The sequence below is a fragment of the Cytobacillus oceanisediminis 2691 genome (assembly GCF_000294775.2).
Lineage (GTDB): Bacteria > Bacillota > Bacilli > Bacillales > Cytobacillaceae > Cytobacillus > Cytobacillus pseudoceanisediminis.
Map to the genome: position 1 here is coordinate 2,106,604 of NZ_CP015506.1, position 19,882 is coordinate 2,126,485.

Below are 19,882 nucleotides of genomic sequence, written 5' to 3' on the forward strand. Positions count from 1 at the left end.
TGAGGAGTTAAAGTCACCGTTTAAGACAAAAAACAAATTCGAGGAGGAAATTAAGATGGCAAAAAGATATTACGAAGTGGTTGAGGTAAAAACAGGTGAGGCAATGGATTTCTTAATCTTGGATAAAGAGCAGTGTCCTGAAAGAGTAGCGATCATAATGAACCTGGGGGATGAATTCGAACTACGACGCGTGACTAAAACGGATAATTTAGTCGAAAAGCTTGCGGATTGGTACAACTTTTACCGAAGCGAGTCAATATCGTTGGAGCGAATCGGTTCTGTCGGAGTCGATAGCGGAATGTTGATGATTACGGACCCTTGCTACGTTAAAGAGGCTACTGATGAGAAATGCGAAGAAATCTATGAAGCTACTAAGGAAGAAGGAGCTGCGCAAATCCTAAATAGTTATGCGCTTGGATTTAATACGGCTTATGGCGACGGCATCTATGATGTTTACGCTAAGAAAGACGAGAATGGCCGTATCATTAAAGTTGAAATCGTTATGGAGTAATTACAATTAAATAAAAATTAATGTCCCACAAACTGGCCCTCCCGTGGTATTAGTAAGTGAAGGACGAAAAAGGACATAAAATATCATGCGCTTGTCGGACTTTGATACCAACGAATAATCACAAAGGAGCTGTTACTTATGGATAGCGAAACACTACGCCTTATCCGGGCGTCAAGCAACCTATCTATCCGAGAATTTGCATCAAAAATAAACGTGAGCCATTCATTAATATCACGTATTGAAGGAGGTGATCGCCGGCTGACGGATAGAGTAAAACGAAAAGTTATCGAGACTTTTGGGCTGACGGAGGAAAAGCTTGTCGTAATTAAGCTACTAATCAACGAAATTAAAAATTAAGGGGGAGTTAAATTGAATCAAGTACAAAAGTTATTTAATTATAATGAAAACCCTATTCGCACGGTAGTTTTTAATGGTGAACCACATTTTATTGCCAAAGACGTTTGCGAAGTGTTGGGGCTGACCAACCCCACAATGGCCTTGCAAAAATTAGACGAAGACGAACGGGCTAAATTTAACTTAGGTCGTCAAGGTGAAACGAATATAGTTAACGAATACGGACTTTACAATTTAATTCTTACCAGCAGAAAACCGGAAGCTAAACAGTTCAAGCGCTGGGTTACGCATGAAGTTCTTCCAACAATTCGCAAACACGGCGCATATATGGACGAAAACGTGCTTGTAAATGCCATTAGTAACCCGGACTTTATGATTGGATTGCTTGAAAATTTAAAGGTAGAACGTAAAGCCCGTGAGCTACTTGAGCACAGAGTAGCTGAGGATAGACCCAAATTAACGTATTACGATACGATTCTTGCTTCTGAAAATGCAGTAAACATTTCACAAATCGCGGAAGATTATGGGATGAGTGGCGCGGCTTTAAATAAGATTTTAAATGAGGAAAGAGTTCAATACCGGCTTGGAGGACAGTGGTTATTGTACAGTAAATATAAAAACAAGGGGTACACCAAGTCGAAAACATTTTCTGTAGGTGACGGTAATGCTAAACAACATACTCAATGGACTCAAAAAGGAAGGTTATTCATTCATGAGCTTTTAACTGAGAGAGGTATTTTATCGTTGTATGACCGTCTTTGAAATAAAATAGCCTGATGCGCCAACATCAAGCTTATTATTTTGCGCCCAATATCGGGAGCGTCGATATATTTATCCAATTATATTATACTTCGTTCCCCGATAAAAGGCAAGCTAAACTAACAAAACGGGGGGATTTTAATGGAAACTGAAAAGAGGTTAAGGTTATTTGAAGAAGTTTTATTCGAATTAAAGAACCGGAGTACGGAGCATACTTTTGTCCCGAGGCATCCGAAACTTAAACGGACAATCCTTAGTCTTATTACGGCATTATCTCGTAAGGGAAGTTTTGAGGAGAGAGAATTATACAACTCCGCCGTGACCATAGCTTGGGAAGTCCTTGGTAGCTTTTCGCTGGCGGAAGATGTAGATTGGGACGAAGTCATCTCCGGAGAGGATAAGTTAAATCTCAACCGAATAGTAAAGGCGATAGTAAGGAAAATCGAGCACGAGTTGCCCGCCATTGCTAATCCGAACACACGGCGCCTGTATGATCCGGAAACTGGCGGTAAAGTATTCGTCACAGTTAATTTTGAATCGCTCGACCGTCCTTTATACGACGAGGCAGGTGACGTTGTTGGTTCGCTAGTTGAAGAAGTTTCGGAGTCTTTCTTTGCGCCTAGTTTCACCTACGCTAAAAATCCGTTTCTTGAGTGGTTTCGCAATAACCGCCACGAATTTCTAACCGCCAGGCAAAATGAATTTATTGACGGCCTTTCAACCGGCTTGCTGAAAAAAGACTCCGATTATATTGACGATAACGACTTCGAAAAGCTGGCCGGCATGAAAACGCATGACCTCGACCGAATCAAGAAGCGAATTAAAGAACGAACGTTGAAAGCCTGGGAGGAACAACGGAGAGAAATGCCGGAATTAACTAGACGAGGCTCTTACCTTGCGAGGCAAATAACGGAGTGGAAAGCGTTTCTTGAGCTGGCGGATTCCGACGAGCAATTAAGTAGTCAAAACGCGAGATTGTCCGAGTGGATTCGTTCCCGTGAATTTGCCGTGGATTTCGTGTATGATGCGCTCGATCATGACATATCGGCAACAAAAGGATTTGTGGCTTATTTAAAGGACGAAACTAAAGAAATAGCTCCAACGTCGTTATACGAAATTTATGTGTTAGTTGTTGCTGAAGTTGAGCGATTGGCTGGTGAATTGGCACGAATAAGCAGGGGAACACTGGAGAAGTCACCGGATCAGGAGTTGAGAGACGTTAACGCTAAGAGGCGCCGTGACTACAAGGAGTTCACTCAAGAACAGCCTTGCTACTGGTATGATGCGAACGGTGAATTAATGCGTGTGTTTAAATCAAATTTAAAAGAATACAAGATAATGGACCTTAACGCGTTCGGTCATTTAACAGATAAAAGAGATTTTTAGTCTCTAAGTAAATTTAGACATAGATATTCAATTTAAATTATAACTGACACTTATTCAATAGTCAATCTATAGAAATACCTAATTTATGGCGTAATTAGTAGTGAGGGGAGCGTTGCAACAGGTACTATCTCGACCCGAGTTTGGCGATGCTCTCCACTGATTATGCCAGTCGGGTTTTTTAATTTGAAAGGAGCGAGGCTAAACATGTCAGAGTGGACAAAAGATTCTCTGCGAAAACAATTATTTGAACTAATGTCCGATGGAAAGAAAGTAAATCCGCAAAGTGTTGGTAACATCGAGGGCTTTTACAGTGCAGCCAAGAAACTCTATGGCACGTACGAAGAGTTTTTACTCGAACACGGCCTTAATCCTGCGGTCTGTTTCCATCGAAATCGAAACTTAAATTCTATTAAAAGCGCTACGGGCCTTCTTTTTGAGGAGGTCCTTGGCGATATATTAGCTGAATTAAAGCTCAACGTGATCCAAGAAACAGTAAACGGCTGCCGACCGGACTTTATCGTCAGAACCCCCGTAAGTGAAAAGTGGATTGACGCAAAGTTAACGGAACTAACAGCGTTAAGGTCAAAGTCAATAAGTAAATACGTTGGCCACTGCGATAAGTTAATTCTCGTTTATCTGATCGGTGATGACAAGGACTACAACATTACCGATAAAGTGCGTGTTGTTTCCGTTAATAAATTCATAGATATGCTAACCAGCGACGAATCTAAAGAGGCTTACCGCAAACGGCTTAAGTTGATCGTGAAGATTGCGGACGCTGCCGACAAAGAGATAAAGGATTTTGGCGAGACAGTTGATTATGCGGAGGTAGTTTGAATGGAGAATAGATTTTTCTACTGTTATTCGCCGGTATTGTACCGGTTTTTACGGGAGTCGGGCGTTAAGTATATTTGTACCGGACTGAACGAGTCAACTATGCGTCAGTTCTGGCAGTTCGAACGAAACGATAAGCTGAACGATCTTTTAACGGAGTATGCCGGTAACAAGCCGGCTTAAGCTCCGCCTTTATGTTGAAGGGAGATAAGCGAAAATGAGCGAAAGGTTTAAGCAACTGGCGCAAGAAGCTGCGCAAAGAAAAGCGTACAGCCTTCGGGACGACAACGGCCTGTCTGGCTACGCAACTATTCCACACGACATGTATCGCCGCCTGGTTCCTCTCGCAAGGGAATACGAAAAAGGCAACGCGGACATCGTGCTGGTTTATACGTACTTACTGTCGAACGTGAACGGCCAGCGAGATAACGACCGTTATATGAGCGCATTTACTTCCGTCGAGCGTATCGCAGCTGATACCGGCATCGGACGCAACAGGATAGCGAAACTGTCCAACGTGCTTGAGGCGGTTGGTTTGCTGAAGACTGCGTATGATTATACGTCAAACAAGCGTGACAAGCTTTACTTTCCGATGTACTATTCCGCGTTGACTGACGAGCAGATACGGCACAATCTCGATGTGTTATACGGTAAAGATTCGTTAATCACCGTAGAGTGAATTAGGTCAATCACTGTAGAGTGACTTAGCTAAATCACCGTAGAGTGACGGTAATAAGAACAAACGTAATAAAAACAAACGTAATAAAAACAAACAAAACATTGCGCCACTAGAAAATCACTAGTGTCGCTGCCATCTTTTAATAAAAGATATTTGCGCAAAAAGAATATGCGATATAGATACTAATACCTTATTGCATGAAAGATTATTCGAAGAAGAAAAGAAGAAGATAAGCGTCCAGCCGGCGCCATTTTAATTTAAAGGGGAAATGATAAATGACTAGATTTGATATTGAAAAGCCGACTAAACCAGTAACCGACTTCACACGTAGACCAGCTAAGGTTGTGAAGGATACGCAGAGAAATAAATATATTATCGAACTTGATTACTTGCCGGAAGTTTTACTTGTATCGGATTTGCAAGGCTCTGGGGACGATATGACACTTTACACTGAAGTTTTATTTCAGGGAGAACGACCAAGGTACTACGAGATAGACGCAAACTATTCCTTTGAAAATAAGAAAGTGGATGACGTAGATATTAAATTGAAAGCCGCACCAAAAAAGAACTAAGAAGGAGGTAATACGATGGCACTCAAATCACTCGGCGCCGAACACTACAAGGCTATCGGGCTACTCGCGGTTCCAAAACGCGGAGGCAAGTCTTACGATGAGATTGCCGCAGAGTGTGGCGTACATGTTAATACGCTATACAATTGGCGCAAAGACCCGTTATTCGAACGTGAATATAAGCGAGAGATTGTCCGTGCATCTGCCGATAAGTTGCCGGAGATATTCGCTGCAATACCACAACACATCATCAAGGACGGAAATGCCGCCTTATTTAAAACGCTACTGCAGGCGAATGACATGCTGACAGACCGTGTAGAGGTTAACGCAGAGATTAAGTCGGACAAGGACATTGACGCTATCAAGGCGAAGCTTGCCCGTTATCGTGGCGTTTCCACAACCGAGCAGGAATGACGCTTATATAATAGAAAGAACTAGGGTGCGCTTGTCCTGGCGTATGTGAATCGGTGTGGATTTGCGCTATTTCATCGGCTGCGGCTGCCTGACGTGTGCCTGCCCGGGATTTTTTCAAAACAAAAAGCCGTCCGTCATAATATCGGATCAGCTTCGAGGTTGCCAAGGTATAAGTCTTCTCGGTCCAGGGCGCGCTTGACTTGCATTTGCGTGAAGTGCTTGCCGTCCTGAGTCGTATGGCCTTCGTCGTTAAGCCGGTCAGCAACGGATTGCAGCGACAGCCCTTCAGCGCGTAAAGCGAAGAGTCTACGGACTGTATCGACTTTATCAGCGTTGATGTGCAGGCGTTTGCTGCCTTTCTCTGCGGTATAACCTAACGGCGCCCTGCCGCCAGCGAAGCCGCCTTGCTTGCGTTTGTACTCTCTCGCAGTGGCTAATCGTTGGGCGATACGTTGCTTTTCGAATTCAGCGAACGCCCCCATCATCTGACGCATAAGAGCCATCTCCGGCGTACTACCGTTGAAGGGCTCACGCACCGACTCGAGCTCTACGCCCTTGACTGCCAGCTCCTTCTCGATGAACAGTTGGCCGTATAGATCACGGCTTATGCGATCGTATTTAGGAACGATTACCTTTGCGAAATCCTTTGCGGCCGATAGCATTCGGTTAAGCTCCGGACGGTCGAGCGTGGAGCCAGAGATACCTTCATCGACATACACGTCAAGCAGGTCATATCCCTTTGCGCGGCAGTAGCTCTCAAGCTCCTCGCGTTGTACAGGTAGCCCGAACTTATCTTCGCTAGCTTGTTCAGAGGTTGAAACGCGAATATAACCGACAACTTTAACCATACTTAATCAACAACCTTTCGTTATGAAAAACGTTTGTTAAAAGAAACGTTATTTATTAAGTTAATTGTATTTCATTTCCATAACGATTGCAATAATAAAGAGTTATTTTTTCAGACCCCCAGCCAAGGGGTCAGGCCCAATATTTTTGAGAATTAAGTGTCGAACAAATCCGAGCGTCAGAAAAACGCTTTGACTTTACTTAACTAAAGCGGACTCTTACCGAATGCCTAACAGTAGGAATGAAGGTGAAAACGCCTCTCTCGTCGAACTATTGGACGAAAGGAGGTGCGACAGTGATTGATAAGTCAAAAGTATTAACAGCGCGACTGGTCATCTTCAATTGCATTATGGAAGGTGAGCACGCCGACCCAGAGAAATGCGACGTTACGCCTGAGGAGTTTATAGAAATAGTCCAAGGTATGGACGAAGATCGCTTAATCAGGAATGTAGCGTATAGCAAAGACGGTAGAGGGAAAGCGTTGATCGCATTCCTTAACACGGCAGAAATCACGCCAAAAGGTGAAGCTTACATCGACGAACTAATACGAAAACATAGCTAACGGAAAAGGCAATCGATTAATTTCGGTTGTCTTTTTTTAATTCCACGGAAAGGAGGCGGTCACTATCGCATGGGTTAACGACAGATGGCTGACACGGCAGCAAAGGGCAGAACTGATCGAAGTGCAATCCGAACTTGTTTCCGAAATGCTCGCCAGGGACGCGTCCGGCACATTAACGGAAGCTGAGTACGTGGAGCTGGACGAATTGTTAGACGACCTGGGACGTCTTAAGCGCATCCATCGAGCGGAAGATGACCTCCTTTACTTTGCGTTAGAGTACTTTTCGGAGCGTTTCAACCCGGACAACTCCGGTAATTGGGACGGCTTTGAACTTGAGTCGGCCGAAGACGGGCCGCAATTCCACAAAGAGATTTGCGAAAGTATTGACGAGGTATCAAACGTTACTAAGAATGCAAAAATTGTTCGAGCAGCGCCTCGTTCGCATGGTAAGTCGTCGTATTTATCCAAGGCGGCACCGTTGCGCGAAGTCTGTTATCGAAAACGTAAATATATAATCCTTATCTCTGAAACGCCGTCAGTTTCCGAGCCTAACTTGGAATGGCTGGCGACACAGCTAAAGAGTAACGAAAAGTTGCGCCGTGATTTTGGTCCTTTGCTATCGCCGAAACAGCAAATGAACCCGAAAGATAATACGACTTCCTTTATCGCATGGGAGCCGGAAGCAAATGGCGGACAAAAATTGCTGACGATGGTTCAAGCAGCCTCTACCGGCCAGGCATTGCGCGGTCGTAACTGGAACGGCGTGCGTCCGGATTTGGTAATCGGGGACGACCTCGAAGACATCAAGACCAACGCGGCCACAAAAGAGCAGCGTGACAAACTGAAGGACTGGTTTTCTCAGACGGTAATGCCACTCGGCGATGCAAAAGGTGAGAAGACAGCCTTTATCGTAATGGGAACGGTCGTTCATGAGGCAAGCTTGCTTAATGAACTACTAAATAAGCGCGCAGACTTCAAGTCGGAGAAATATAAGGCGCTAATAGAAGATCCGGATCGCATGGATCTATGGGACGAGTGCAAGTCGATTTACTTGAGCGACCAAATCCCGATTAATGAACGTGAGATAAAGGCGCGAGAGTTCTACGAGGCCAACAAAGCGGATATGGACGCCGGTGCCGTAGTTTTATGGCCGGAAGTTCAGCCGTTATGGAAGTTATTGACGTGGAAATGGGCGAACGGATCAAAAGCCTTTAACACGGAGTATCAGAACGAGCCCCGTGACGAAGAGAGCGCCATTTTCCATCCGGAATCATTCCGTTATTATGACGAGTCGGACCTCTTCGACGAAAACGGCCGTCCGTTGCCGTTAGATTATTACGCTTTTTGGGACGTCGCTGCCGGCAAGTCTTCCCGAGCTGACTATAACGCAATCATAACGGTCGCCAGAAATCGCAGAACCGGCATTATTTATATAATCGATGCTTGGGCGAAAAAGTGTCCGGCACATATTGCGCTAGATATGGCGGTAACGAAGATAAAAGAGTTCGGCCACAGCGTCTTTGCGGTCGAAACAATTGGCGTCGGCCATGACATGTATCGTCAGTTGCGCGAAAGGCTTGCGAAAGAGCGCGTATATGGTACGAAGCTGAAGCCGATTGCTCACCACGGAGCTAAAAAAGAAAAACGTATAGAAGCCTTGGAGCCGTTATGTGAAAGCGGCTTTTTGCGTTTCATGAAGCATCATAGCTTACTGCTTGAACAACTCGAACAGTTTCCGAGCGGTCAGCACGATGACTTAGCCGATGCTTGTGCTGGTGTTGTCGATTTAATTGGCGCAGGCCGAACGCGTCGCAGTTATAGAACGAAGCCAGAAGGTTTGTAAATAGGAGGTGCGCATTTGAGTCTATTTAATAAAGGTGAATACTTTCCGCCGGAATCTCATTTAGAGCGAATCGAGCGGTATCGTAAAAATAAACAAATTATTAAAGGTAATCACGATTTAATTTTCAATAACTTTCCGGATCATCGGCAGCAGTTAGTATATATCGCTTCCAACTTGCCGGGAACCTTAGCGAAAAAATCAGCCGACTTCTTATTCGGCGAGACACCGGTCTTTAGTGCAGGTAAGGATGACTCTTCCGAAGAACAAAAGGCCATTGAGCGCCTAGTAGAAGAAAACGATTTGCATATCACAAACTACGAATCTGCATACGGCAATGCCTACCGTGGGGATTCGTTTTATAAAATTCGCTGGGGTCAGCGTTACGGCGGACTTTTACCGGAATCAGCCGATCCTTTCCGAGTTTTTATTGAAGCGCAAAAAGCTGAGTACGTAATTCCAGAAACATTGTCCGGCGATAGCTCATCAATTTACGCTTATCACATTGCGCGGCCAGTCGTTATTGAAGGGACAGGAGACGAAGAGTGGGTGCTGAACGTTGAATCTCATTATCCAGGCCGTATTGAATACTCGAAGTATAAAATCAGACCGTTTCGCCACTCAAGCTACGAGAATGCTGTCATCGAATGGAAAATCGAAGATGAAATCGTTAGTGAGAGACGAACAGTTGATACTGGAGTATCATTTCACCTTATCGTACACGTTCCAAACACATCTACGGATGATTCGTGGGAAGGCATAGACGATATTAGCGAGAACGAATCCATTTTCGCAGAAATCGATAACCGTCTGAGTAAAATTGCGGAGATTCTTGATAAACATTCCGATCCTGCGATGGCCGTACCTCATGGAACGCTAGGAGAAGACGAAAAAGGGAATCCAATATTCCACGCAGGCCGTGATAAAATCTTCGAGGTTATGGATAAGTCAGAACTAATCCCTCAATACATTACCTGGAACGGTCAACTTGATGCTGCGTTTAAAGAGTTGGAGTTATTGCTGGATCATCTGCTTATTGTTTCGGAATTACCTCCGGTCGCTTTAGGTAAAGGAGACAGCGGAACTTCCGGAGCATCTGGCTACGCAATTAAATGGCGCATGAACTCACTTCTTGCAAAGATTAACCGGAAACGTCAGTACTACAATAAAGGCCTTAAGCATGTTCTGCTAGTTGCGCAAATGTTGGAACACGCAAAATCTGATAAAAAACCAAGTTATAAAATTACGGTTCCTAAAATCAGATTTAAAGACGGTCTTCCAGACGATGAAATGGAACAAGCGAATATCGCTCAAATCCGTACTGGCGGCAAGGCTACGCAATCACAACTTAGCGCAATCATGGATATTCACGGATTTACTGAAGAGCAAGCGCGTATCGAACTTAAACGTATCCAAGAGGAAGAAAAGGCGGAAAGTTTCGTTGAATCTTCCGTTTTTAATGAGGATGGGGGCGGTGAATAATGCCGCAAATACCGACGCCGGAATACGATTACGACGTTAAACGCTTAGTCAAGGCTTACCAAGACGCCATCGACCGTATCTTGCAGCAACTTTATCGAATGGACTTGTCGGAGTTCTCGCGTGCCAATCAATTAGCCGTCTTGAAGTCGATCGGCGAGATTATTACCGAACTAAACGAGGAAGCCGGCCTGTTTGCGAAAGAAAGTCTTGAAAAGGCGGCAAAAGACGGAGTGGTTAGCGCCATTGTCTCGCTTGGTGTAGTCGAAACAGTAGCGGAAGCAGAGGCAATCGTCACGTTCAACCGTGTAAATAAGACACTTGTGCAAGCGGCCATTGCGGATACACAGGCGGATTTGTTGGCGGTAACACAAAACGTCGATAAAAAAGTCCGTTCAACCGTTCGTAAGGTTAGTGCGGAAGTAATGCGCAACAATCTAACGCAAGGAATTAACGCCACGGCCACTTTGCGCCGGGATATCGTTAAAGAATTGCGGACTCAACTCGGTGAAAGCGTGAATACCGGCATTATCGATGCTGCCGGACGCCGATGGAAGCCGACTACGTACGTTGACATGCTCGTTCGTACAAAAATGATGGAGGCTCATAAAGAAGCTACCATTAACGAGGCTTTGGGCCGAGACGTACATTACGGTGTTATTAGCCGTCACGGTGCTAAGGACGCGTGCAGAAATTGGGAAGGTAAAGTCGTCAAACTTACGAGGGATGCCGAAGGAGACTATCCTTATGTCGGCGATCTACCACGAAAAGAAATCTTCCATCCATTCTGCAAGCATTTAATTAGTCCTATTCGCAGGCCTGACCGCATTTGACCTGGCGAATGTCATAAAAAGTCGCAAAAATTTCGAGGCGTTGCTCGCTAAAAACGAAAAAAAGGAGAAATGGACAATGAAAAAACTATTACCTTTGAATTTACAGTTATTCGCTGAAGACAATAACCCGTCTGACGAGACGAAAAAACCGGACGAGAACAAAGAGCACATGATTCCTAAATCAAGATTTGACGAAGTGAATCAGCGTTATAAGGATATTCAAGCTAAGATGGATCAGTTCCTTGCAGAGAAAGCAGACGCAGAAAAAAAATCGCAAGAAGAACAAGGAAAGTTCCAGGAGTTATATGAATCAACTTCAAAAGAATTCAGCGAAGTAAAATCGCAATTCGAAAGCGTGCAGAATCGCGCAAAAGAATTGGAGGGCGTAGTTAATTCATTACTTGAAAGCAAGTTAAAAGGAATTCCGGAAGAGTTTCATGACTTGATTCCCGGAAATCTTACGCCAGAAGGTAAACTCGATTGGATCAATAAAGCCGAAGAAAAAGGACTGTTCGGTAAGCAACCGCAACAACCTGTCGGCGAGATGACTAATGGCGGCGAGTATAACGGTATTACTAAAGATCAGTTCGCAAAGATGACTTATCCGGAAAGAAATAAGCTTTTCTCTTCAAATCCAGACTTATACAAGAAATTAAGTAGGTAGCAAATAGCTATCTGCTTTTTTATTTTCAAAAAAAAAATAATAACAAATTTTAAGGAGTGTTTTATCAATGGCACAAACAAAATTAGCAAACCTAGTAAACCCTCAAGTTATGGCAGATATGATTTCTGCATCCCTACCAAACAAGATTAAATTCGCACCACTAGCTCGTCTTGATGATACTTTAGTTGGTCAAGCTGGCGACACTGTAACAATCCCTAAATTCAGCTACATCGGAGATGCTGACGATTTAACAGAAGGCGTAGCAATGGGAACTGTTGTACTTTCTGCAACTACTCAGTCTGCGACAATCAAGCAAGCTGGTAAAGCAGTCGAAATCACAGATAAAGCTGCACTTGCAGGTTACGGTGATCCGGTTGGTGAAGCCGAAAGACAACTAGAAGATTCTATTGCTGCTAAAGTTGACAAGGATCTAGTTACTGCCCTTAACGGCGCTACGCTACTTCATGACAACGCATTAGCGGTTATTTCTTATGATGCTATCGTTGATGCAGTTGATAAATTCGAAGAGGAAGATGATGAGCAAAAAATCCTTTTCATCCACCCACTTCAAAAAGGCACTTTACGTAAGGACCCTAAATTCATTGAGAACGTTCCTAACGCTTTCATGACTGGAGTTATCGGTGAAATCGCAGGCTGCCAAGTTGTTGCTTCTAAGAAAGTTCCTAACAACGCAGGAGTTTACACTAACTTCATCGTTAAGCCTGGCGCACTAGCAATCTACCTTAAGAAAGATGTTGAGGTTGAAAGCCAGCGTGACATCCTTGCAAAAACTACTGTTATCTCTGCTGACGAGCATTATGTTGCTGTTCTAGAAAACGATGCTAAAGCAGTTAGAGTTACTAACAAAGCCTAATAAGTAGAGGAGTGTTTTTATGCTACTGAGACGGCATAGAGAAAGACCTGCGGTAAACCAGTCGCAGGAACCAAAGCAAAAACCGAAACAAAAGGCGGAGGAAAAGCCACGGAAAGCTAAAGCCTCCGGTAAATAATTACGGAGGTGTTTTCGATGGCATTATCTATAACTGATGCTGACGTTTATATTTCGGCCAATGTATTAGATATCGACGACTGGATGGACGCAGATGAATCGCGCAAACAGCGGTTATTAAATGTTGCAAACAGGACGTTGGTTAACCGGTATAGCAATTACGTTATACCGGACAACGCCGTATATGAATTTGCGGCTAGACTGTCCGTCTTATTCAACGATACGAACAAAATGCAGCAATATGGCGTTAAGCAGTTTTCGATGAAGGGTATTTCGATGGCGTTTGACGGAAAGGTTTCGGACGATTACAGCGTGTTTATTCCGGCGAATGTTTTAACAATGATCGGCGAAGCCAATGGCGTTGTATTGTCCGCCCGTCGTATCGGAAGGTCGGTGCGTTAATGGCGCTGATACCTTTAAAGCAAATCGTTACAGTTATTCGTCAAGGTGAAGTTGACCGGTGGGGTAATCCCGTGACGCCAGTGCAACGAATCCCGTTAAAGTGTCGCGTCGATGATACTAGCCAAAAGGTGCAAAATTCGATTGGCGACGAGGTTGTTGCCGGTATGGAAATTACGCTTGATAAGCTGGCCGATATACGCTATTCCGATCAATTGGAATATATCAACGAATTGAATATAACCGTCAAAAGTACACCAATCAAAATCGAAATTGTCCGTGCGCTAAACGGTAAGCCAATCCTAACGGTGGTGTATGCGTAATGGCTAGAAATGTATCTATGAACATTACGGACTTCCAGCGGCTTTTATTACGCTCGCCTGAGATTGCTTCAAGAGGGACTCGGAGGGCTTTGAACGACATTAAAGACGATTGGGTATTAAAATCCCGGGATGTAGCGCCGTTAGATTCAAGCAATTTACGCCGACAAATTAGCGGAGAGATTGCGTCACAGGGACGGGATGAACACGAAATCATCATTACCGCAAATGCGAGTACTGATAACTTTAACTACGGTTATTATATCCATGAACAAGATGCCGGCGGTAAAAGATTACGTCTTCCTGGTGTTGAGAAGAAATTTTTAGACAAACCGGCCGAGATGAGAGAAAGTGATTGGCTGAAGTGGATCGAGGAAGAAGTTGAAGAAGAGCTGTCGAGAGGGGGATGGTAGACGTGGGGAACTTACAGTTAGAAATTCAGAGTATTGCAGACTTTGTTGAGCCAGAAATACCGAATATAGAGTTTCATTTACAACACATGCCTGAGACATATGAAACTAACGAAATATCTATTGAACTAGTGCAAAGTAAGCCAGCCACCGAAACAGCCTACCACTATCGTATTAACCGCACCTTCCAACTTGTTTACTTCGGTACCAGCAAATTAGATTGCATGTCTAAAATGCAAATCATTGAGCGAAAGCTTTGCGACAAGCAATTAATACCTCTAGGCCAAACAGGGCGTTATCTTCGGATAGCGTCTTTTTCATTGTCACAAGCGTTTAGAACCGAAACAACCGGCGTTTGCGCCATTATCGGAATGCTCGAAGCAGAAATCCGTGAGGCAAGGACGCAAGTTATACACGAAAAAATTAACGTTGTCGATACTTCGACGACTGTAAATTAGCGAAAAGGAGACGATTATATGGCGTTTCAACAATGGAACCCGACTTCTTTGCCGATAAGGCCGGGTTTATATACAAATTTTGAAGAGACAGCAAATTCTCAAATTAGCGGAGGCGCTCGTGGAATCGTAGCCATCCCGTTAGAGACTTACAGCGGCACTGCGGTTGCTAAAAAGTTCTATACCGTCGAAAAAGAGGCCGATGCAGTCGAGCTATTTGGCGCAGCGAACATTCAATCGATTAAATTCGCCCTTATGGGTGGTGCTAAAGAAGTCCTTGTCTATACGATGCCATCTAGCGCATTATCTGCCGATTATATTGAAATGCGGGAAGCATTCGAAGCACGTCCGTTTAATGTATTCGTATTTGACGGTGAAGTAGATGCGGCAGAGCAAGACGCCACAGTAGCGTGGTTGGACACTAACCGTACGGAAAAGAAGCATTTTATGTTTGTTGCAGGCGGAAGTGCTGCCGATGACCAAGACGCGTCCGTTGGTAATGCGCGCTCAGCTAGATTTAACGATGAAGCTGTCGTTAACCTTATCACAGGCGTAACGATTAACGGCGTGGACTACTCAAGCGGCCAATATGCGGCTTTTATCGCAGGATTAATCGCCGGTACCTCAATTAATCGCTCAATCACTTACACTGAAGTGTCTGTGGCGGACGTAACTAAGCGTCTTCGTAATAGCGAAATTACTGCTGCACTTCAAGCTGGCTCACTTGTGCTAGTAAACGACGGTGAAAAGGTTAAGGTCGAGCAAGGGCTTACTACTGCAAAGAAAAAAATTCGTGCAATCCGTGCTAGACAAGCGATCGCTACTGATATCGAAAAGACTGCCCGTGATTCTTACATCGGGAAGTTAGATAACAACATCGACGGCCAAGTCGCATTGATAACAGCGATTAAAAAGTACCTTGAGACGTTAGAAGACAACAACGTTTTGACAGGACCTGCTGTAGTGCTCGATCCTCAACGCGAATCTGTTGGTGACCAGGTGTTTCTATCAATATCATTCACAGAAATCGACTCTATGGAGCGTATTTTCCTAACTATTAACGTTTAATCGAAAAGGGGCGATATAAATGGCTTTAGATGCTTCACGTACTATTAACGGCTCGTATGGCGAAATATGGCACGAAGGCGAATGGGTAACTAACACTCAATCTGCCGAAGCTTTAGTTGAAATTAATAAAGAAGAAATCAATCGCAGCGGAACTCGCTGGGTTGGACATAAAGTAACAAGCCTAACGGGCACTGGTAACATTACGGGCTATAAAGTAACTTCCAAATTCACTAAACTAATCGGCTCTGTTGCAGACGATAGAAAAGCTCCGTATGTTACAGAACTTATTTTCAAACTTGACGATCCCGAGGCTTTTGGTGCTGAGCGCGTCCGTCTAAAGGGTGTTCAGTTCGACCAAATTCCACTAAGCAGCTTTGAAGTAAACTCAATCGTTGAAGAAGAACTTCCTTTCACATTTAGCGGCTACGAACTATTAGACGAAATTGTTGCAGGGTAATATCCTGGCGGCCTTAACCGGTCGCCTTTTTAAATTCGAACATAACCGAGAGGATGATATAAATGGCTAACACGTCACAAGATGTGCTTTCAGCTTTTCTAACCGCCGAAATCAAAGTGGAGAAACCTGTATCAATTCCACGTTTAGGCGTTGAGTTAATAGTTAAGGCGTTGGATGGAAAGACAATCGGCAAGATTAACGAACAGTCTACGCATTATGTCGTACGTGGCTCTAAACGCGAGCCTCAGCTTGATGAGCAGAAATTTGGCGGCCTCTTAATCGCATCTGCATGCACGAATATTAGCTTTGGCGATCCTCAAATGCTTGAGCGTTACAGCGCATCTGATGCAGGAGATTGTGTCCAAAAAGCGTTACTTGCCGGTGAGATGGCGAAATTAACAAAAGAAATAATGAAGATTAGCGGTTTTGAGGACTTCAACGATCAGATAGAAGAAGCAAAAAACTAATAAAAGGTGGCGGTGAGGCGGCGATACTGCACGCCATATTTCAACGTCACCACATTCCTCCAGATGAATTATTCCAAAAGGAACAACGACATCGGGCCTTTATTTACGCGTCTATGGAAGTTCAGATTGACGAAGAAGAAAAGGCACGTAAAAAGCAAGAAAGGAGGTAGTTGCGATTGGCTTACAATTTAGCAGCCACATTAAGTGTTAACATCACTCAATTTTCGCAAGGCATGCAGAATGCGGCAGGACATTTAAATCAACTATCCCAAAGCGTTAATAATGTCGACAGTAATACGTCAGGATTGTCGGGAACATTAAAAACGCTTGGCGGCGCGATAGCGGGATACTTCGCAGTGGATAAAATAAAAAGCTTTACGACCGGAATGGTTGAAGCTGCGGCGGAAGCTCAAGCAATGGCTGCGCAGTTTGACCAAGTTTTCGGTGCGGATGCCGGAGAAGCTCGTGGCGTCATTGAGAATTTAGGTAAAGATTTCGGAATGGTATCGAATCGAATCAAACCTGCCATGACGCAAATGACGAGTATGTTTAAAGGCCTCGGCTTAGAAACCGGCGAGGCGATGGACCAGGCGATGAGTGCCGTAACATTAGTAGCTGACGCGGCGGCTTTCTACGATAAGTCTTTCGAGGATGCAAACGCCTCCCTTAACTCGTTTATTAAAGGGAACTACGAGGGCGGTGAGTCCATCGGTTTATTCGCTAACGAAACTCAACTTGCGGCGTGGGCGAGTAAGAACTTATCGGTAGATTGGAAAAAGCTAAACGAAGCCGGTAAGCAGACAGCACGTTTGCAATTCGCTCAATCAATGCAGGAAGCGGCAGGAGCTACAGGTCAGGCGGCGCGTGAGTCCAACTCATATTCTAACCAACTAGGAAACTTAAAGCAGACCTGGACGGATACGATGGCATTACTTGGTGAGCCGTTATTGGAGCCTGCAATCAACGGATTAAAGTCGCTAGCTGAACGACTTCGAGAAGTAGATACCGGTAGAATTATTAGCGGATTCCAGACGTTCGGCAGTTATATGAGTGAAACCTTTATGCCAGTCCTTAACGATTTTAAATCGATTGGCCAGTCTATGTGGACCGGATTTACGAATATTGGCGGCTTAGACGCAATGAAACTCGTACTTGAAGGCATTAAAACCGGATTATCATGGATAAAAGACAATTCAGTCGTCATAACAGCTGGAGTTTTAGGTCTTGTAGGTGCACTCGCCACCTTCAAAACTCTTACGACTATCAGCGCAGCAATTGGCGTCTTTAATACGTTGTTGGCAGCGTTTAGGACCGGTACGTTAATGGCAACGTTAGCGCAGTACGGACTAAATACGGCTATGTTGGCGAATCCTATCGCATGGGTGGCGGTTGCAATCGGTGCTCTTATTGCGATTGGAGTTCTTCTTTGGAAAAACTGGGACACAGTTAAAGAAAAGGCACAAGCGCTGTGGGAAGTAACGAAATTTGTATTCGGAAAGATTTACGAATGGGGCTCTCAGAAAATCCAGCCTGTCGTCGACTTCTTCAAGCGCTTAGCTGACAAGTTTAACGATTTCAAGTCTGCGATTACCAATTTTAAGATGCCTGAATGGGTTTCTTCTATTGGCGGAAAGATTAGCGGTGCGGTTGGTAAAGTTAGAGGATTTTTAGACGGATCTCACTCTGGCGGTTTGTCATATGTACCAAAGAATAATTACGTTGCGAATCTCCATAGGGGCGAGGCAGTCTTAACAAAATCAGAAGCTGATCAATGGCGGAACGGCCGCGGAGGCAACACGGTCCAGTTTGGCGACATTCATATAAACGGCGGAAGCACAACTGCCGAAACAGTTGACGAGTTAATGCGTGAGATTGCTAGACGAGTAGACGCTACGGGAGGGTTGATGTAACGATGGGCGCAATCCAATTTTGGCTAAGTCAAGGAAATACGCGGTTCCAATTACCGGTTAATCCGGAGTCGTTGCGTATAAACTCCCCGTTCGGATACGAAGATGTCAGCGTCACAGGCCTCGGTGAATATTCGGTGCCTCATGAGCGAGGTCTTAAGGAATTCTCGCTAGGCTCCTTCTTTCCTGCGGAATACAATCCCGTATACTGCGAAACTACTCAACTACTTCGGCCGTCTGATTACGTCAATCACCTGGAGAAATGGCGTGATTCCCGGAAGCCTTTCCGATTAACCGTTACTGGCACGAACATTAACATATTGGTGACGTTGCGTGCGTTTTCTTATGACGTTGAGAGGGCTGGACATATTGGAGATGTATTTTTCGAAATGTCGCTTAAGGAACATCGAGAAATAAAAGTCCGAACTACTAAGCTAGTTAAAAATAAAGCCCCGGTGAAGAGATCTCCAAGTCGACCTGCAGCTTCAAAGCCACCAGCACCGAAAACTTATACCGTAAGAAGCGGAGATTCACTATGGAAGATTTCTGCGAAGTATTACGGGAGTGGTGTGAAATGGCGTACGATTTATAACGCAAACAAAAAGGTCATCGGTAAGAATCCGCATCTAATTTATCAAGGGCAAAAGTTGGTGATTCCGTAATGGCAATCAGCGTTCAGTATATTGCTAATGGAAAGACGACTCATTTGGAAGAAATCGTAACATCTGTCATTTGGTCCGGTTCGGTTATGGACGGCATTAGAAAGCTTGAAGTTTCGCTTGCCAATACGGTGGATGGCCGTAAGCGAGCCGTTTCAATACGCGAAGGTGGAGAAATCCGGTTCTATAAGGATAATAAAGAATTGTTCCGAGGAATCGTCTTCCTTTACGACATTAGAGCAAACGGAGAGCAATCAATAACTGCTTACGATGAATTCGTCTACCTGACGAAGAACCAGGAATCACGCAAATTTACCGGCATGACAGCTTCACAAATAATGAAGAGGCTCTGTAGTGACTTCGACATCCCTGTCGGCACTATCGCTAATACGGGCTACGTCATTCCGAAGTTAATAATGGAAGATAGATCGCTGAAAGAGATTATTGTAACCGCATTGACCCTAACGAAGAAACAAACGGGCAAGCGGTTTTTTGTTTACTCACAAAACGGTCGAATGTACCTCTCAGAGCGGAAAACAATGGCTCGTAAGTGGATCATTGAGAATGGTGTAAACCTTATAGACGCCTCGTATTCTGTCTCTATGGAGGATTTGCGTACTCAGGTAAAAGTTATTGGCGGCGACGAGAAGAATCCAATCATCTCAACGTTGAAAAATAACACGCTTACGAAACTATACGGCACGATGCAACATATCGAAGAATCCTCAGAGGCAAAGACGAAATCACAGGTCGAGCAGTTAGCGAAACAGTTGCTAAAGGACCTCGGAAACCTTTCGGACGAAGCGTCGATCGAGGCTATCGGAATTGATGACGTTGTTGCCGGTTCAGCGGTTTATGTAATCGAAGCTATGACCGGTCTAAAAGGCGGTTATTACGTTTCTACTGACAGCCACAGGTTCGAAGGTGGAAATCACACCATGTCATTAACGCTAACGGCCACGGATGAACTTCCAGAATTAGAATATCAACCACCTGCGTAA

25 protein-coding genes are annotated in these 19,882 nt (G+C 44.5%); 24 read left to right on the forward strand and 1 reads right to left on the reverse strand.

Going from position 1 to position 19,882, the window contains the following annotated elements; genetic code table 11:
* The first annotated feature begins 55 nt into the window (after positions 1–55).
* The 8 genes from A361_RS10780 to A361_RS10820 all read left to right on the forward strand — a co-directional run bounded on the left by A361_RS10780 (position 56) and on the right by A361_RS10820 (position 5,506).
* Complete coding sequence (locus A361_RS10780) at positions 56–511, forward strand: DUF4241 domain-containing protein (RefSeq protein ID WP_019381918.1); 456 nt, start codon at positions 56–58, stop codon at positions 509–511.
* Positions 512–649: 138 nt separating this feature from the next.
* Complete coding sequence (locus tag A361_RS10785) at positions 650–868, forward strand: helix-turn-helix domain-containing protein (RefSeq protein ID WP_019381919.1); 219 nt, start codon at positions 650–652, stop codon at positions 866–868.
* 12 nt (positions 869–880) lie between these two features.
* Positions 881–1,627, forward strand: a complete 747-nt coding sequence (locus tag A361_RS10790) for a phage antirepressor (protein ID WP_019381920.1) — start codon at positions 881–883, stop codon at positions 1,625–1,627.
* A gap of 138 nt (positions 1,628–1,765) precedes the next feature.
* Complete coding sequence (locus tag A361_RS10795; protein ID WP_019381921.1) at positions 1,766–3,010, forward strand: hypothetical protein; 1,245 nt, start codon at positions 1,766–1,768, stop codon at positions 3,008–3,010.
* A gap of 204 nt (positions 3,011–3,214) precedes the next feature.
* Entirely contained in the window at positions 3,215–3,847 is a 633-nt protein-coding gene (locus tag A361_RS10800; RefSeq protein WP_019381922.1) for a hypothetical protein, read from the forward strand.
* Between the two features lie 214 nt (positions 3,848–4,061).
* Positions 4,062–4,523: a hypothetical protein gene (locus tag A361_RS10810; protein ID WP_019381924.1), complete on the forward strand. Its 462-nt coding sequence runs from the start codon at positions 4,062–4,064 to the stop codon at positions 4,521–4,523.
* 275 nt (positions 4,524–4,798) lie between these two features.
* Complete coding sequence (locus A361_RS10815) at positions 4,799–5,095, forward strand: hypothetical protein (protein ID WP_019381925.1); 297 nt, start codon at positions 4,799–4,801, stop codon at positions 5,093–5,095.
* Between the two features lie 15 nt (positions 5,096–5,110).
* On the forward strand, positions 5,111–5,506 hold the full coding sequence (locus A361_RS10820) for a phBC6A51 family helix-turn-helix protein (RefSeq protein ID WP_019381926.1): 396 nt from the start codon (positions 5,111–5,113) through the stop codon (positions 5,504–5,506).
* Between the two features lie 134 nt (positions 5,507–5,640).
* On the opposite strand, the gene A361_RS10825 is transcribed toward A361_RS10820, so the two are convergent.
* Positions 5,641–6,354, reverse strand: a complete 714-nt coding sequence (locus A361_RS10825) for a recombinase family protein (protein ID WP_019381927.1) — start codon at positions 6,352–6,354, stop codon at positions 5,641–5,643.
* Positions 6,355–6,647: 293 nt separating this feature from the next.
* On the opposite strand from A361_RS10825, the gene A361_RS10830 reads away from it, so the two are divergent.
* The 16 genes from A361_RS10830 to A361_RS10905 all read left to right on the forward strand — a co-directional run bounded on the left by A361_RS10830 (position 6,648) and on the right by A361_RS10905 (position 19,882).
* A complete protein-coding gene (locus A361_RS10830) occupies positions 6,648–6,914 on the forward strand; it encodes a YjcQ family protein (RefSeq protein WP_019381928.1) in 267 nt (88 codons plus the stop codon).
* A gap of 121 nt (positions 6,915–7,035) precedes the next feature.
* Entirely contained in the window at positions 7,036–8,757 is a 1,722-nt protein-coding gene (locus A361_RS10835) for a hypothetical protein (RefSeq protein WP_019381929.1), read from the forward strand.
* Positions 8,758–8,772: 15 nt separating this feature from the next.
* On the forward strand, positions 8,773–10,236 hold the full coding sequence (locus tag A361_RS10840; RefSeq protein ID WP_019381930.1) for a phage portal protein: 1,464 nt from the start codon (positions 8,773–8,775) through the stop codon (positions 10,234–10,236).
* Positions 10,236–11,066 (forward strand): phage minor capsid protein, encoded by an 831-nt coding sequence (locus A361_RS10845; RefSeq protein WP_019381931.1) that lies wholly within the window; start codon positions 10,236–10,238, stop codon positions 11,064–11,066. Before A361_RS10840 ends, A361_RS10845 begins: the two co-directional genes overlap by 1 nt.
* Positions 11,067–11,142: 76 nt before the next feature.
* On the forward strand, positions 11,143–11,730 hold the full coding sequence (locus A361_RS10850; RefSeq protein WP_019381932.1) for a hypothetical protein: 588 nt from the start codon (positions 11,143–11,145) through the stop codon (positions 11,728–11,730).
* 67 nt (positions 11,731–11,797) lie between these two features.
* Entirely contained in the window at positions 11,798–12,604 is an 807-nt protein-coding gene (locus A361_RS10855) for a N4-gp56 family major capsid protein (protein ID WP_019381933.1), read from the forward strand.
* 153 nt (positions 12,605–12,757) lie between these two features.
* Positions 12,758–13,141: a hypothetical protein gene (locus tag A361_RS10860; RefSeq protein WP_019381935.1), complete on the forward strand. Its 384-nt coding sequence runs from the start codon at positions 12,758–12,760 to the stop codon at positions 13,139–13,141.
* A complete protein-coding gene (locus A361_RS10865) occupies positions 13,141–13,461 on the forward strand; it encodes a hypothetical protein (protein WP_019381936.1) in 321 nt (106 codons plus the stop codon). The genes A361_RS10860 and A361_RS10865 overlap by 1 nt, the downstream gene beginning before the upstream one ends.
* On the forward strand, positions 13,461–13,871 hold the full coding sequence (locus A361_RS10870; RefSeq protein WP_019381937.1) for a hypothetical protein: 411 nt from the start codon (positions 13,461–13,463) through the stop codon (positions 13,869–13,871). The genes A361_RS10865 and A361_RS10870 overlap by 1 nt, the downstream gene beginning before the upstream one ends.
* The gene (locus A361_RS10875) at positions 13,865–14,326 is read left to right on the forward strand and encodes a hypothetical protein (protein ID WP_026041714.1); all 462 of its coding nucleotides are present in this window, start codon (positions 13,865–13,867) and stop codon (positions 14,324–14,326) included. Before A361_RS10870 ends, A361_RS10875 begins: the two co-directional genes overlap by 7 nt.
* Before the next feature lie 18 nt (positions 14,327–14,344).
* A complete protein-coding gene (locus A361_RS10880) occupies positions 14,345–15,391 on the forward strand; it encodes a phage tail sheath subtilisin-like domain-containing protein (RefSeq protein WP_019381939.1) in 1,047 nt (348 codons plus the stop codon).
* Between the two features lie 19 nt (positions 15,392–15,410).
* A complete protein-coding gene (locus A361_RS10885; RefSeq protein ID WP_019381940.1) occupies positions 15,411–15,848 on the forward strand; it encodes a phage tail tube protein in 438 nt (145 codons plus the stop codon).
* Between the two features lie 62 nt (positions 15,849–15,910).
* On the forward strand, positions 15,911–16,315 hold the full coding sequence (locus tag A361_RS10890) for a phage tail assembly chaperone (protein WP_019381941.1): 405 nt from the start codon (positions 15,911–15,913) through the stop codon (positions 16,313–16,315).
* Between the two features lie 176 nt (positions 16,316–16,491).
* The gene (locus tag A361_RS10895) at positions 16,492–18,225 is read left to right on the forward strand and encodes a hypothetical protein (protein ID WP_019381942.1); all 1,734 of its coding nucleotides are present in this window, start codon (positions 16,492–16,494) and stop codon (positions 18,223–18,225) included.
* A 2-nt stretch (positions 18,226–18,227) separates the two neighbouring features.
* Positions 18,228–18,884, forward strand: coding sequence for a LysM peptidoglycan-binding domain-containing protein (locus A361_RS10900; RefSeq protein ID WP_019381943.1), 657 nt, complete (start codon positions 18,228–18,230; stop codon positions 18,882–18,884).
* The gene (locus A361_RS10905) at positions 18,884–19,882 is read left to right on the forward strand and encodes an XkdQ/YqbQ family protein (protein ID WP_019381944.1); all 999 of its coding nucleotides are present in this window, start codon (positions 18,884–18,886) and stop codon (positions 19,880–19,882) included. The genes A361_RS10900 and A361_RS10905 overlap by 1 nt, the downstream gene beginning before the upstream one ends.